Annotated in this window: 9 protein-coding genes; 2 read left to right on the top strand and 7 right to left on the bottom strand. The window is 72.9% G+C overall.

Features of this window, described 5'->3' with window-relative positions; genetic code table 11:
• Positions 1-9: 9 nt before the first annotated feature.
• From ACZ6ZI_RS19710 to fxsBH, 5 genes are all read right to left on the bottom strand, one after another.
• The gene (locus tag ACZ6ZI_RS19710) at positions 10-906 is read right to left on the bottom strand and encodes a DUF4231 domain-containing protein (RefSeq protein WP_469522317.1); all 897 of its coding nucleotides are present in this window, start codon (positions 904-906) and stop codon (positions 10-12) included.
• A gap of 133 nt (positions 907-1,039) precedes the next feature.
• Positions 1,040-5,020 carry an FxSxx-COOH system tetratricopeptide repeat protein gene (gene fxsT / locus ACZ6ZI_RS19705; RefSeq protein ID WP_469522315.1) on the bottom strand — a complete coding sequence of 1,327 codons (3,981 nt, stop codon included), beginning with the start codon at positions 5,018-5,020 and terminating at the stop codon, positions 1,040-1,042.
• On the bottom strand, positions 5,004-6,455 hold the full coding sequence (locus ACZ6ZI_RS19700; protein WP_469522456.1) for a TIR-like protein FxsC: 1,452 nt from the start codon (positions 6,453-6,455) through the stop codon (positions 5,004-5,006). The genes fxsT and ACZ6ZI_RS19700 overlap by 17 nt, the downstream gene beginning before the upstream one ends.
• Before the next feature lie 43 nt (positions 6,456-6,498).
• Positions 6,499-7,365, bottom strand: a complete 867-nt coding sequence (locus ACZ6ZI_RS19695) for an AAC(3) family N-acetyltransferase (protein ID WP_469522313.1) — start codon at positions 7,363-7,365, stop codon at positions 6,499-6,501.
• Positions 7,362-9,626, bottom strand: coding sequence for a radical SAM/SPASM protein FxsBH, inactivated beta-hydroxylase extension form (gene fxsBH, locus ACZ6ZI_RS19690; protein ID WP_469522310.1), 2,265 nt, complete (start codon positions 9,624-9,626; stop codon positions 7,362-7,364). Before fxsBH ends, ACZ6ZI_RS19695 begins: the two co-directional genes overlap by 4 nt.
• Before the next feature lie 455 nt (positions 9,627-10,081).
• Here fxsBH and ACZ6ZI_RS19685 point away from each other — a divergent pair, with 455 nt between their 5' ends.
• A complete protein-coding gene (locus ACZ6ZI_RS19685) occupies positions 10,082-10,660 on the top strand; it encodes an NADPH-dependent FMN reductase (protein ID WP_469522309.1) in 579 nt (192 codons plus the stop codon).
• Between the two features lie 34 nt (positions 10,661-10,694).
• Here ACZ6ZI_RS19685 and ACZ6ZI_RS19680 read toward each other — a convergent pair whose 3' ends face one another.
• Positions 10,695-11,594: an alpha/beta fold hydrolase gene (locus ACZ6ZI_RS19680; protein WP_469522307.1), complete on the bottom strand. Its 900-nt coding sequence runs from the start codon at positions 11,592-11,594 to the stop codon at positions 10,695-10,697.
• A 356-nt stretch (positions 11,595-11,950) separates the two neighbouring features.
• On the opposite strand from ACZ6ZI_RS19680, the gene adhE reads away from it, so the two are divergent.
• A complete protein-coding gene (gene adhE, locus ACZ6ZI_RS19675) occupies positions 11,951-14,572 on the top strand; it encodes a bifunctional acetaldehyde-CoA/alcohol dehydrogenase (RefSeq protein ID WP_469522304.1) in 2,622 nt (873 codons plus the stop codon).
• Positions 14,573-14,676: 104 nt separating this feature from the next.
• On the opposite strand, the gene ACZ6ZI_RS19670 is transcribed toward adhE, so the two are convergent.
• Positions 14,677-15,279 (bottom strand): TetR/AcrR family transcriptional regulator, encoded by a 603-nt coding sequence (locus tag ACZ6ZI_RS19670; RefSeq protein WP_469522302.1) that lies wholly within the window; start codon positions 15,277-15,279, stop codon positions 14,677-14,679.
• Positions 15,280-15,283 lie beyond the last annotated feature (4 nt).

The raw sequence follows: 15,283 nt of genomic DNA, 5'->3' as shown, positions 1-15,283 counted from the left end.
CGCACCGCCTCAACTGCTGTGCCGGGCCAACCAGTCCGTGTGCTGCGGGGAGACGTACCGCTCCGTCTCGTAGACGGCGGCCGGCCACTGCGCCTCCGTGATCGTCGTCTGCATCACCACCATCATCGCCGCCAGGTCCTGCTCGATCAGCGTGTGCGCCTCGATCAGCGGATGGTGGCGCCGCACCTCGTTCCAGGCGATCCCGGCCGCCGCCGCCGCGCTCAGCAGCGCCGTCACCCGCGCCCCCGGACCCGACCCGAAGGCCTCGAACAGGGCGAACACCAGCGCCAGACAGGTCAGCAGGACGATCGCCCACGACCACAGCGCCGTCGACCGCCGCGACCCCTCCGTCCTGCGCCGGTACCAGTTCCGCTGCTCGATGAGCCGGTCCCGGACGTACGTCTCGCGCCGCACGTGGTAGTCCCGGCCGCGCAGCCGCTCCATGGCCCCCGTGATCTCCGCCCCCTGCGGCACCAGTCCCGCCGCGCGCGGGTCCTGCCACCCCATCTTGCGCAGTTCCGCCAGCCCCGCCTCCAGGCGCGTCCGGTACAGCTCCGCCGCCCCGGCTTCGGCCTCCCCGAAGGGCGCCCCGTGCACCGCGTACCGCCAGGCCAGCGACTTGATGAACTCGGCGGCGCTCCGGTTGAGCTGCCACTGCGGACGCGCCCGGCGCCGGCCGGCCCGCAACCCCACCGCCAGCACCCCCGCGTACGCCAGCGCGCTCAGCGCCCCGAACAGGCGCACCGGACCCGCCGAGGCTCCGGTGGGCAGGGCCGCCGCCCCCGCCGCCACGACCAGCAGCGTCAGTTGCGCACGGGTGGCCTGCGTCGACTCCCGCTGCCGGGAGATCGCCGCCCGGTCGGTGTGGTGGAAGAGGACCGGCAGGTCCTCGTTGGACAAGGTCATGCTGTCGCTCACAGCGCCCCCAAGGTGCTGTCGGGCCTTCCGCCGTCCGGCGCCCACCGCCGTCCGGCCTTCCGCTGTCCGGCCGTCCGCCGACCGGTCGGCGGGGCACCGCGGGCCCCGCCGACCGGACGGATCACACCGCCAGCGGCTCCAGGTCCCGGTGGACCCGCCGCTCGTCGCGCGCGTACCTGGTCAGACCGTGGTCCTCCCCGAGGAGCCGGGTCAGTTCCGACACCGTCTCCGCCCGCACCCGGGCCGCCTCCTCCTTGCGGCCCAACATGTCCAGGCTCACCGCCATGTTCGACGCGCTCGCCAGCGTCTCCGGGTGGTGCGCCCCGAGGGCCTCGCGCAGCCGCCGCACCGCGACCCGCTCCAGCTCCAGCGCACCCTCCGGGTCACCGAGGTCGGCGCGCGCGTTCGCCAGGTTCAGATGGGCGAAGATGGTGTGCGGGTGCTGGTCGCCCAGGACCTCGCGCATCGCGCGGATCGTGTGGCGCAGCATCGGCTCCGCCGTCTCCGCGGCGCCCGTGCCCCAGTGGAACACCGCCAGGTTGTTCACCGCGGCCAAGGTGTACGGGTGCCGCTCGCCCGGGACCTTCACGTACTCGTCCACCACCTCCTGCGCCAGGTCCCGCGCCGCGCCCGCCTCCCCGGTCGCGAACAGGTCCGCGGCCAGGTTGAGCTCGCAGGCCAGCAGGTCCGGGTTGACCGAGGTGTACTTGGCCCGGTAGCGGTTGCGGGTCGCCGTCGTCAGCCGCAGGGCGTCCTCCAGCTCCCCGGCCCGCCGCAGCGACACCGCGAGGTTCTTCGCCGCCGACAGCGTGCCGGGGAAGGCCCGGCCCAGCTGCCGCTTGTAGATCTCGTAGGTCCGGCTCAGCAGTTGCACCGAGTCGTCGTAGCGCCCCACCTCCCGCAGGTCCCGGGCCAGGTTCTGCGCCGAGGACAGGGTGTACGGGTGGTCGGGGCCCAGGACCTCCGTCCGCCGGTCGAAGACCTCCTGGTCGATCTCCCGGGCGCGCGCGTACTGCCCGATCATGCGCAGGTTCAGCGCCAGGTTGTTCGCGGCGGCCAGGGTGCGCGGGTGCGCCTCGTGGAAGATCTGCCCGAAGCCCTCGTGCGCGGCCGTCGCCAGCTCCATCGCCTCCCCGTACCGGCCCAGCGCGCCCAGGTCCATCGCCAGACCGCTCGTGGTCATGTACGTGTGCGGGTGCGAGGGCCCGAGCGCGGCCCGCTGGCGCTCCAGCGTGACCTCGTCCAGCTCCTTCGCCTCCACGAAGCGGCCCTGCGAGCGCAGGATGTTGGAGAGGTGGAAGCGCAGGTACAGGTACTGGAGGTCGTCACTGCCGAGCAGCTCCCGCCAGGACTCGCGCAGCTCCTCGCCCAGCGCGTACGCCGCCTTGAAGTCGCCGCGCTTCCACAGGTAGCGCACCCGGTCGATCAACAGCCGGCGGGTCTCCGGCTCCTTGCAGAACCGGGCCTCGGACGGACTGAGGTGCGGCCAGATCGTGTTGAACCGCGGCCAGGTCTCCGGGTTGTCTATCGGCTCGTCGTCGTCGGGCCGGGCACCCGCCAGGATCCGGTGCACCGCGTGCCGCGCCTCGCGCTGCTCCTCCTCCGACAGCTGCGCCCGGATGACGGCCTGCACCAGCCGGTGCACCTGGATGCTGTTGCCGACCTGGTCCACCTTGGCCATCGCGAAACGGCCGATCTCCCGGATCACCCGGCCCAGCACCAGCTTCTCCTGGAGGGAGGAGTCGTAGGGCTTGAGCGCGTCGATCATCTCCTTGCTGTACAGGAGGTTCGCGGAGATCGGCTCGGGCGCGAAGAAGGCGCACAGCTGCAGGAGCCGCACGGCGGCGGGGGAGCGGGACTGGAGCCGCTCGATCGACACGTTCCACGTCGCCGCGACCGGCTGCGGGTACCCGGGCGGCTGGTTCAGGCTGAGCACGCCGGCCGTCTGCCGGTCCAACTGCTCCAGGTAAGCGGACACCGGCGTCGCCGTCTCCGCGATCCAGGCACCCGCCTGCTCGACGGCCAGCGGCAGGTCGCCCACCGCGACGGCCACCTGCTCGGCGTCCTCGTCGGTCAGCCCCGGGGCCCGCCGCTGGAGGTGCTCGATCGACTCCTCGCGCAGGAACACGTCCACCGGCAGCGCGTCCCCGTACTGCGACCAGGACTGGTTGCGGGAGGTCACCAGCACGTGCCCGGGGCCGCTCGGCGGGAAGAACCGCTTGAGCGCCTCGGGATCGTCGGCGTTGTCGAAGACCAGCAGCCAGCGCGAGGTCGGGACCCCGCGCCGCAGCAGGTCGATCGCCTCCTGGGAGGCCGCCGACATGTCCTCGCCGGTCTGCGCGCCCAGCCGTACGGCCAACTCCGCGAGGGCCGCCACCACGTCGTCGGTCTGCTCCGAGGAGATCCACCAGACCAGGTCGTAGTCGGCCATGAACCGGTGCACGTACTCCAGGGCGACCTGCGTCTTGCCGACGCCCCCGAGCCCGTACAAGGTCTGCGGCTGCGGCAGCACCACGGCCATGCCGCCGCCCAACTGGTCGCGCATCCGCTCCAGCACGATGCCGCGCCCGGTGAAGCCGGGGTTGCGGGGCGGCGCGTTCCAGATCTTCGGCACCGTGCCGGGGAAGCGCGGGCCCGGCCCGTGGGCGCCGGCGACGGTGTCCGGCAGGGCCGCCGGGCGCTCCACCGCCCGCAGCAGGGCCGTGGTGGCGTGGACCTCGTCGAGGCGGAACAGGTCGACCGGGTTGCGGTCGATGTAGGGGGTGGCCAGGCGTACGTCGCCCACGCGCAGCGCCACGAGCTGCCGGCGGCCCCCGGTCGGGTCCTCGGCGGCGGCCCGGTTCCACACGTCGACGGCCCGCGCCGACTTCAGGTAGGCGCTGGAGAGCAGCACCACGGTCCGGGCGGCGGTGTCGACGGCGACGCCCGTCCCCCCGCCCAGGGTGTCGCCGGGGCCGGTGGGCGCCGGCCGCTCGGCGGAGACGTCCTTGGGGACGACGCGGAACCCGGCCCGGGTCAGCACCGACTCGATCCAGTCGGCCCACATTCGGTTCTCGGCGACGTAGGAGAGGAACAGGTCGGCGGGCAGCGCGGGGCGGCGGCGGGTGAACGCGTCCCGGATCCGCAGCCGCACCTCGTCGCCGATGACGGGCATGGAGGTGACCTCGCCCTCCGTGACCACGGCGGTCAGCCGCTCGAAGGCGGAGAGCAGGGAGTTGGTGAGCCCGGCCTCGTCGCCGAAGGTGGCCAGCGTCTCCTCGTAGGCGTAGTAGGGCCGGTAGGGGATCTCCACCGCGCCCCAGTAGGAGGTGAGCTCGTCGCCGACCAGGCCGTTCGGGAAGCGGTCGAACTTGATGCGGGCCAGGGCCCGGCCCGCGTCGGCCTTCTCCTTCTCGCCCTCGTCGATGCGCATCGGCACCGGGTAGATCTTGATGCCGCGGTCGTTGAACCGGTCGTCGATCTGCCGCGCCACGGAGGCGGCGCCGTCGATGGACTGGTCGGACAGGGTGAAGCAGTCGACGAGCACGTCGGGGAGGTGGACGGTGCAGATGTCGGCGATGTCGGACAGTCCGGTGCGGCTGTCGATCAGCACGTAGTCGTAGTTCCGCTTCATGTCGGCCCGCAGGGCGTCGAAGAAGAGGCCCCCGCCGAGGCGGTCGTAGAAGTTGTCCCAGTCGAAGGTGGACACGGTCGCCGAGTACTCGCGGTTCTGCCGGCCCGCGGAGACGAAGTCCAGGGTGCCGCCGTCCGGGAACTGCCAGCCCAGGTTCTCCGGGGTCAGGGAGACGGCGTGCGGCTGGATCCGGGCGTAGTCCTTGTGCCAGTCGTCGGCGCGCTGCACGGGGCTGGTCGCGGCCCACGCGTACTCGCTGATCAGGTCGATGACGCCGGTGGTGGCGCCGAGCGTGGAGGGGTCCAGGAAGGGGTGGAAGAAGCGGTGCAGGCCGGGGGCCTCCAGGTCCCAGTCCAGGGCGAGGACCCGCTTGCCGTTGGCGGCCAGGATCCAGGCGGTGTTGGCCAGCGCCATCGTGCGGCCCGTGCCGCCCTTGTACGAGTAGAAGGTGACGATCCGTCCGTCTCGGTTGTCACGACTCGCTGTCATCCGCGTCCCCCCGGTCGTTGTGGCTGCTGTCGTCGGTCCGTTCGGGTCCGCCGCGCCCGGGGCGGCCCCGGTGCCCGCCCGGCTCCCGGAGCGTGTCGGGCGGGAAGGGGACGGGCGGCGCGGGCGGCCCGTTCATCCCCATCGGCCCGAGCAGGCGCGGGCGTTCGGTGTGCGTGTTGCCCGCCGGCAGGTACACCTGGGCGTGTCTGAGGAACTGTTGCGCCGCCGCCTCGACGACCTGCGGCAGGATCTGCCCGAGGGTCTCCATGTTGGCCACGCCGTTGGCGGCGGCCCGGCAGGCGGCCCGGCCCTGGCCCATCTTGACCGGCAGGGTCTCCTCCAGCCGGCGGGCCAGCTCGTCCTCCTTGGCCTTGCTCTGGTGGTCGTAGCGGTTCCAGGGCACGACCACGTTGATCCACGGACGGGACTCCTGGTCGAAGGCGGCCAGTCGGCGGCGGCGCTGCTCGTCCTCCACGGCCCAGCGGTCCACGATCAGGATCTCGGGCCGGGTGGGCGGCTGCTTGCCGTCGAAGTGGCCGGCCTCGTCGTCGAAGGAGGACATCGTCGTGCGGTAGTTGAGGTTCTTGACCAGTTCCTCGGCGACGTAGGCGATCGGCCGCTGGGAGACGGGATGGTACGGGTTCCAGTCGAGCGCGCTCTCCCCGTAGTACTCGGGGCTGCGCCCCTCCGGCAGGTCGTGCCGGGAGGCGGCGGCGACGGTCACGTGCAGGGTGCGGGCCGTCCCTCCGCCGGGTCCGCCGTGCCGGGAGCCGTGCCCCGCGGAGGGGCCGAAGGCGCTGGGCACCGTCCGGTAGTCCACCGGCCGGACGGGTTCCAGGCGTACGGTCTCGGCGACCCGCACGATGCGTTTGGCCAGCTCGTACACGGCCCGCTCGTACTGTTCGGCGTAGCTGCGCAGTTTGATCAGGCCGTACAGCCCGTCGGTGACGTAGCGCTCGCCGAAGGTGTTGTGGTTGAACTGCAACCGCTCTGCGGGTCCGGGGAGTTGGGTGGGCGGGACCGGAACCCACAGGGCGGGCACGATGGCCTCGGCCGGCTGGTTGCTGACCGCCCCCTGGTGGATGGCCCGCTGCGCGAAGGCGAACCACTCCTTGCCGCACATCTCACTGGCGAAGTAGCGCGGCGAGAACAGGGGGACGAAGACCCGGCAGGTGGCGAGCGCCGCCGCCAGCCGTTCCGACCAGCCCTCGCCGCTGCGTATCTCCCGGTCCATGAATCCGGCCTCGGACCCGGCGGGCAGGTCCGTCAGTGCCATGACGTGGCTGCACAGGTCCCGGAAGAGGCGCTCGACCCACATGTCGGGATCGGGGCCCCCGGCCCCGAACCTCGGCGTATGCGCGTAACTGAGAAAGAAATACGGCTGCACTGATGCGGGCACACGACCCCCGTCCCGAAGATGCGAGCGAAGGAACATCATTCCGGAGCCGCTTCGCCACATCCCCTCCTCGTTCAGTCAATCAGCGTCTGTTTTCGGTCATCCAATCGAGGGCGTGATCCACCGCGTCCGCGATCGAGAAGAGGGTCGCGGGCACGCCGGCCACCCGACCCCCGCGCAATCGTGAAGCCGGGAAGGCCGCGCCGATCTCCGCGAAATCCCCGTCGTCCAGGGCGACGTCCTCGAAAGCGGTCCACTCCTCCCCCTGATCGCCCCCCGGAAGATTCACCTTCACCACACAGTCGTACATGCGCAAGGGGGGCTTTGGAATTCGATACTCCGCGAGATGGAAAGCCGTGCAGGCCGAAAATCCCACATTGATCATGAGTACCTGCCCCCCCTCCCAACACAGCTTTCCCAGCGGCGACTCCTCACCCAGATGGCATTCCCGTCGGTGGCCCGCGCACAGCCGCGCGGCGTCCGCGCCGAGCGCCGCGAAGGAGGTCTGCGGATGCGCGCTGCGCGCGGCCCCGGCGGTGGTGCGGACGGTCTCGGCGAACGCGCCCATCCCCTGGGAGGGGGTCCGCCCGGGGTCGAAGGCGGGCATCCGGGAGCGGAAGAGGGCCCTCTCGGGCTCCGTGAGGCCCTCGACCCGGGCCAGGTGGGCGGTGGAGGTGAGGGAGTTCTCCGGGGTGAACGTCGGCACCACCAGCGTGCCGTGGGGGCCCAGCACCCCCCTCAGCGCGTCGCGCAGCACCTCGGCCCGCAGCCCGGTGCCGCCGAGGGCGGCGTGGACCAGCAGCGGCCGGCGGGGCCGCACCCCGAGCGACCGCAGGTGCACGGCCAGGGCGAACGCCGAGCCGGCCACGGGTCCGGCGGGGGTGGGGCCGGCCACGGGTCCGGCGGTCGGCGGTCCGGCGGGGTGGTCGGGCCGGGTGGGCCCGCTCACGCGTCCACCGTCTTCAGCTCCCAGCGCAGCCGGGCCAGCAGGTGCTTGCCGTCCACCGTCAGCTCGGCGGCCTCCGACAGCCGGTCCAGGGCCCGGTGGATGCGGTCCGCCCCGTCCGGCTCGTGGGTGCCTGTCGCCCGCCGGTACGCCTCGACGGCGACCCGCTCGTGCACGTCGGCCAGCAGCCGCGACACCGGCACCGGGCGGGTCCGCCACGGCGAGGGGTGCTGCCAGGCCCCGTCCAGCGCGTACAGGTCGGCCACCTCCGTCAGGGCCCGCAGCCGGGCCCGTCGCCGGCCCGTCAGCAGGGCCAGGGCGGTCTCGCGGACCCCGGCGGCGTACGGGAGGCCGAGCGCGCCCGGCCCGTGGCGTCCGGCCTCGCCCCAACCCCCCGCGCGGGGGCCCCCGGCCAGCGGGGTCAGCGTGTCCAGTCCGGCGGCGGCCTCCCGGGCGAACCCGGGAACGGTGCGGTGCAGCAGGGCCCAGGCCGCGTCCAGCCGGCCCCGCCAGGCGTCCGCCTCGGCCGCCCCCAGGCGCAGCCGGGCCGGGCGCGCGAAGCAGTTGCGGTACGGGTCCAGGTCCTCCAGCGCCACCGGGGCGCGACCGGGTCCCGGGGACCAGCTCCGTACGGGCAGCCACCGCCCGTCCCCCGCCGTCGGGCCGAAGCGGTGCTCGGTGCGCCCGTCCCGCGCCGCGTACCCGCCGTCGGCGGCGCGCAGGACCGCCCGGCCGTCGGTGCCCGGGGCCCCGAGCCGCAGCAGCCCCAGCGTCGGCAGGTACACCTCGCCGTCGCGGTAGGTCACCTCGGCCCGCGGTTCCAGCCCGCCGCGCAGCACGGCCGCGGCCGTCAGCGCGGCGAGCCGGCGGGCCGCCGCGGGGGCGTCCGGGCGGCCCCGGCGGACGCCCTCCAAGGCCTCCAGCACCCAGGTCCGGGTGAAGGGGTGCTCCAGGACCGCGGCCAGCGCCCGCGCCCCCGCCTCCCCGGCCTCCTCGATCCCGACCAGCAGCTCCCAGGCCCGGGCCCAGTCCGGGTCGGCGGCCAGGTCGCCGCCCAGCCGGGCCAGCAGGACGCGGGTCAGCTCCTCCTGGGACCGGGCCAGCTCGGCCGGGTCGGCCAGCTCGGGCGAGGTGGCGCGGGAGGCGGTGCGGCCCTCGACCCCGTCGACGAGTTCGCGCAGGTCGGAGCAGTAGACCGACGGGTGGTCGAAGCCGGGCCCGGCGGGTCCGTCCTCCCGGTAGCGGTGGGTGTACAGCCCGCCGCCGCACGAACGTACGACGGGGCAGCGCCGGCAGGTCTCGCTGACTCCCGCCAGACCCAGCTGCCGGGCGCGGACCCCGGGGTGGGCGGCGACCCGGTCGAAGGAGTGGTCGAACACGTCGAACCCGGTGGCGGCGGCGCCGTCGAAGGCGCTCTTGAGGGAGTCGACCTGCTCCAGCGTCCCGTCGGTCTCGACGACCACGAGGTCGGTCGGCGCGAGCCCGAGGGACTCCGTCAGGCTGGGCCCGCCGCGCAGCGTCGACAGCAGGGACTCGAAGAGCCGTACGGGCACCGGCCGGCCCCGCTCCTCCCAGCGGTCGAAGACGCGCAGCAGCCAGCGGGCGTACGCGTCGGGGGCGCCGTCGGGGCGCGGGGGCGGCGTCTGCCAGGTGGCGTGCGGGAGGAGGAAGTCCACCCGGGGCGGCTCCAGTTCGACCAGCGCGTCCAGGACGGCGACGGGGTCGTTGGCCACGTCCACGGTGCACAACAGGCCCTGGTAGAGGCGGCGGTAGGGCGCGGAGCGCAACAGGTCGACCGCGGCCAGGACCAGGGGGTGGCTGCTGCGGCCGTCCGCGAAGCGGCGGTGGCGATCGTTGGCGACGCGGTCCCCGTCGAGGCTGATGCCGACGCGGACGTCGTACTCGGCGAAGAGGTCCAGGAAACGACGGTCGAGCCGGAGGCCGTTGGTGTGGATGCGCAGGTCCAGCGCGGCCGTCCCGGCGAGGGCGCGGGCGAACTCCTCGCACACGAGGCGGAGTCGGTCCGGGCCCGCCAACAGGGGTTCCCCTCCGTGGAGGATCACCGTGACGGAGGGGAGCGCGTGCTCACGCGCGTGTTCGGCGAGCCGCGACGCGGTCTGGGAAATGACCCCGGGGGAGATCACCTTCGGCCGGGCTCGCCAGCTCTGATCTGCGTGTTCGTAGACGTAGCAATGATCACAAGCGAGGTCGCACCTGCTGTGGACCTTCAGGACGATCTCGCGAAATGCGATCAGGCCGGTCATATCCGCCAGTGTAGGGGCGGACTTCGCCGTCAGAGCGCGGAGTTGAAGATCGGTGCCTGAACGCGACGACCGGATTCCGACGGAAGGACACGACCGAGTGCGGCGGCGGCGGAGGCACTACGGAAATCGATCTTCGCGACGGGGACAGGACGGTCCTTGACCGCGCTGGTCTGGGGGGTTGCGGGAGTGTTCACGGAACCGTCCTCGGGGAGGCCATGTGAAAGGGGAGGGAATGACATCAACACTTCGCTGCTGTCAAGCGTGGACTTTACTCGTCCACACCCCATTGGCAACCGAGACATGACGCCTGGTCAAGCGTTCTATGGAAAGAGGTGCGGATTCGTCGGGAGGGCGCATGCGGCCGTTCGTCGCAATGCAAGATCCATTTCCGCGTGGGTGCACGGGCGGCCGGCGCCCGGTGCACCCGGGGTGCCGGCGGTGGGTACGTTGGGCCGATGACCACGCCCCCTGTGATCCTCCTGCTCTCCGGAAGCCTGCGCGCCGGCTCCTCCAACGAGTCCGTCCTGCGCACCGCGCAGGCCCTGGCCCCCGGCGTCCCCGGGGCGCCGCGCACCGTCCTGTACGACGGCCTCGGCGGGCTCCCGCACTTCAACCCCGATGACGACCGCGCCCCGTTGCCCGAGCCGGTGGCCCGGCTGCGGGAGGCCATCGCCGGGGCCTCCGCGCTGCTGATCTGCTGCCCGGAGTACGCGGGCACGCTGCCGGGCGCCTTCAAGAACCTGCTGGACTGGACCGTCGGGGGCACCGAGATCGGCGACAAGCCCGTCGCCTGGGTGAACGCGGCGGCCCCGGGCCGGGGCGAGGGCGCCTCGGCCGCCCTGCGCACGGTGCTCGGCTACACGGGCGCCGCCGTGGTGGACGGCGCCTGCGCGCGGATCCCGGTGGAGGCCCGTACGGTCGACGCCGACGGGACGATCGCGGACCCGGCGGCGCGCGAGCGCCTCTCCGCGGCGCTCGGCTCCCTGGTCGAGGCGGCGGCGGCCGCCGCCACCGCCGCCGACGAACCCGCCTGAGCCGTGTCCTGCGGATGCCGCCGGGCGGCGCGCCCTACACCGGCTGTTGTTCGCCCAGCGGGGTCGGCGACTCGCGCAGCAGCCAGGTGAGGACGTCGGGCAGCGCGCGCAGCGCCGCGAAGTGGGCGGCGGCCGGGTCGATGGTGGTCGTGGCGCCGGGGATGCGCCGGCCCAGCCACCGGGAGTGGCCGACGGGGGAGAAGACGTCGAGCTCCCCGTGCCAGATGAGCACCGGGCAGCGGATGTCGGCGGGGTCGAAGCCCCAGGGGCCGCTGAAGGCGAGGATGTCGTCGATCCACCCCCACGCGGAGGTGCGCACGCCCTCCCGGTAGTTGCGCAGCAGCATCGCCCGCAACCCGGCATCGGAGACGATCATGCGGTCGTTCGCGGTCAGTTCCCGGCGCAGCTCGTCCAGCAGTCGCCCCGGGTCGCGGCGGATGCCGGCGGCCCGGGGGATCATCCGGGCGGCGAGCCGCTCGGGGTCGGTGCCGGCCGTGCTGTACGCCTCCACGTTGGAAGCGGCCATCCCGGCGAACCAGTCGAGGTCCTCCGCGTCCCTCGGGGCGAGGGGGACCAGGGCGGCCGTCCGCGTGACCCGTTCGGGCAGCAGTGCGGCGCAGGCCAGGGCGCCGGGTCCGCCGCCCGAGCGGCCGGCCACGGCGAAGGTGTCCAGGCCGAAGGCGTCGGCGACGGCGGCCACCTCCCGGGCGACGTCGGCGACGGTGCGGCCGGGATGGCGGTCGGAGCCGCCGTAGCCGGGCCGGTCGTAGGCGATGAGCTGCACGCGCCGCTGGTAGAGCACCATGCCCCGCGGGGCGGGCCCCAGGCGGCTGCCCGGCATGCCGTGGAGCAGGAAGACGGGTTTGCCGTCCGGGTCGCCCCAGCGCTCCGCGACGAGGGAGCGTCCCTCCGCGGTGCGCACGTCTCGGCGCACGCGTTCCTCCTTCGCGTCCGTCGACCTTCGCGTCCGTCGACGTGGACCGTCACGACGCGGACCGTCACGACGCGGACCCGTCAGGCCGATTGTGCTCCCGGGTGGGGGAATGCGGTAGGGCGCACTCGACCGGAATTCTTGTGAAAGTTTTCACAAGCGCACGCGGGTCCAAGGTCCTGATCTTCCTGCGCAGGTCAGAGCTGGTTTGTGAGGCGGGTGAACGTGTGTGAACGGCCCTTCGGCCCGCCGGGAAAGGGCTTTTTCGGCGGGGCGGCTTCCGCTTTCGGGTGTCGAATTGAGTCATCAGGAAAACGGGTCACCGGTTCGGACCGGGTCGAAATGAAGGAGTTCCCGTCATGCAGGCCGACGAGAGGGTGGACGAACTGGTCCGCGGCGCGCTGGGCGCGCTGGAGCGGTTCGAGGCGCTGGGTCAGGAGCAGGTCGACCACATCGTGAAGAAGGCCTCCCTGGCGGCGCTGGGGCGACACGGTGAACTCGCCCGGCTGGCGGTGGAGGAGACCGGCCGCGGCCTGTTCGAGGACAAGGCCGTCAAGAACCTCTTCGCGTGCGAGCACGTCGTGAACTCGATGCGCGGACTGAAGACCGCGGGCGTCATCCGCCGCGACGAGGTCACCGGCATCACGGAGATCGCCGAGCCGGTGGGCGTGATCTGCGCGATGACTCCCGTCACCAACCCCACCTCCACCACGCTCTTCAAGGCCCTGATCGCCCTGAAGACCCGCAACCCGATCGTCTTCGCCTTCCACCCCTCCGCGCAGAACTGCTCCGTCGAGGCCGCCCGCACCGTGCGCGACGCCGCCGTCGCCGCCGGCGCCCCCGAGGACTGCGTCCAGTGGATCGAGGAGCCCTCGATGGAGGCCACCTCGGCCCTGATGAACCACCCGGGCGTCTCGACCATCCTCGCCACCGGCGGCAACGCCATGGTCAAGGCCGCCTACTCCTGCGGGAAGCCGGCCCTGGGCGTCGGCGCCGGCAACGTCCCGGCGTACGTCCACAAGAGCGCCAGGCTGGGCCGGGCGATCCACGACATCGCGCTCTCCAAGACCTTCGACAACGGCATGATCTGCGCCTCCGAGCAGGCCGTCATCCTCGACGCCGAGATCTACGAACGCGGCGTGGCCGAGTTCGAGCGGCTCGGGGCCCACGTGGTCACCGCCGCCGAGAAGACCAAGCTGGAGCAGTACGTCTTCGGTACGACGGCCCACGCCGCCGACTGCTCCGGCGCCCGCCTGAACGCGGCGGTCGTCGGCAAGTCCGCCCGGTGGATCGCCGAGCAGGCCGGCTTCACGGTCCCCGAGGGCACCTCCCTCCTGCTCGCCGAGTGCCACGAGGTCGGCGAGGGCGAACCGCTCACCCGCGAGAAGCTCTCCCCGATCCTGGCCGTCCTGAAGGCGGACGACACCGGGCACGGCCTCGAACTCGCCGCGCGGATGGTCGAGTTCCACGGGCTGGGGCACAGCGCCGCCATCCACGCCGAGGACGAGGAACTCGTCGAGGAGTTCGGCCGGCGGGTCAAGGCGGTCCGCGTCATCGCCAACTCGCCCTCCACCTTCGGCGGCATCGGCGACGTCTACAACGCCTTCCTGCCCTCGCTCACCCTCGGCTGCGGCTCGTACGGCCACAACTCGGTGTCCGACAACGTCAGCGCGGTCAACCTGATCAACGTCAAGCGGATCGGACGGCGCAACAACAACATGCAGTGGTTCAAGGTCCCGCCGAAGATCTACTTCGAGCGCAACTCCCTTCGCTACCTGGGGGCGATGGACGGCATCGGCCGCGTCTCGATCGTCACCGACAAGACGATGGTCTCCCTCGGCTTCGTCCAGCGGGTCACCGACATCCTGAACTCCCGTCCCGGCGCGGTCTCCATCCAGGTCATCGACAACGTCGAGCCCAACCCCGAGCTCGCCACCGTGCGCGCCGGCGCGGCGATGATGCGGGAGTTCGGACCCGACACGATCATCGCCCTCGGCGGCGGCTCCCCGATGGACGCGGCCAAGATCATGTGGCTGATGTACGAGCGCCCGGAGGTGGAGTTCGCCGACACGAAGGAGAAGTTCTTCGACATCCGCAAGCGGGCCTACACCTTCCCCTCGCTCGGCGAGAAGGCCCGGCTGGTCGCCGTCCCGACCACCTCCGGCACCGGCTCGGAGGTCACCCCCTTCGCGGTCATCTCCGACCCGGTCGCGGCGCAGAAGTACCCGCTCGCCGACTACGCGTTGACCCCGAACGTGGCCATCGTCGACCCGGTCCTGTCGATGGGCCTGCCGCCCGAGGTGACGGCCGACTCCGGCTTCGACGCCCTGACCCACGCCACGGAGGCGTACGTGTCCGCGTACGCCAACGACTACACGGACGGGCTCTGCCTCCAGGCGATCAAGCTGATCTTCGAGAACCTGCAGCGGTGCGTGGTCGACGGCCCGAACGACCCCGAGGCCCGCGAGAAGATGCACAACGCCTCGACGGTGGCGGGCATGGCCTTCGCCAACGCCTTCCTCGGCCTGGTGCACGCCATGGCCCACACCCTGGGCAACACCTTCAAGGTGGCCCACGGCCGCACCAACGCGATCCTGCTGCCGCACGTGATCCGCCACAACGGCACGGTCACGCACAAGGCCACCCCGTGGCCGAAGGCGGAGGTCTACCGGGCGCCGGAGCGCTTCCAGGAGATCGCCCGCATGCTCGGCCTGCCGGCCGACACCGCCGCCGAGGGCGTGGAGTCCTACGCCCGGGCCGTCGAGGAGCTGCGCACGCGCTGCGGGATCCCCGCCTCCTTCGCCGAGCAGGGCGTCGACGAGGCCGCCTTCGTCGAGGCCCTGCCGCAGCAGACCGCGAACGCCTACGCCGACCAGTGCGCCCCGGCCAACCCGCGGATGCCGATGATCGACGACATGCGCCGGCTGATGCTCCAGGCCTACTACGGCAACGCGGAGGGAGCCCAGACGGAGGGGCGCTGACCGCCCCGACGCGCGCGACGCGACGGCCCGCCCGGAGTCCTCAGGCTCCGGGCGGGCCGTCGCGTCGTACCCGGGTCGGGGCGGGGGCGGGTCGGCCGGGCGCCTCAGGCGGGCGGCACCAGCAGGGCCGCCGCCGAGCGGGCCCGCTCCAGCGCCCCGGCCCGGTCCGCGCCGCGCTGGCCCAGGACGACCCGGGTGCTCAGGCCGTCCAGCAGGGCCAGCAGCTCCGAGGCCCGCGCCGGCACGTCCGCCGGCGCGAGCCGGCCCTGCTCCACGCCCCGGGTCAGCAGCGCCTCCAGATCGCGCCGCCAGCCGTCGTCGATCTCCTCCTGGGCGGCCTTCAGCGGCTCGTTGGACGCCGTGCGCGCCCACAGCTCGATCCACAGCGTCCAGCGCGGGTCGCGGGGGCCCCGCGGCAGGTACAGCTCGATGAACTGGTCGAGCTTGCGCGCCGCCGTCACCCGGCGGGCCAGCAGGGCCCGGCGCTCCGCGGTGAGCAGTTCCTCGCTCCAGCGCAGGGCCTCCAGCAGGAGCCGGTCCTTGCTGCCGAAGTAGTACAGGATGTGGCCGCCGCTGGTGCCGAGTCGGTCGGCCAGCGCGGACATGGTGAGCGCGGCCAGTCCGTCCTCGGCGATGGCCCGCATGGCCTCTTCCAGCATCCGCTCCTGGGCGATCCGCCCGTCGCGCCGCCGCGCTGCTCCCGCCACCGCT

The sequence above is a fragment of the Streptomyces sp. NPDC103540 genome (assembly GCF_055584445.1).
Note: the sequence above shows the minus strand (reverse complement) of the source record. Positions and strands in the feature narration are given on the sequence as shown.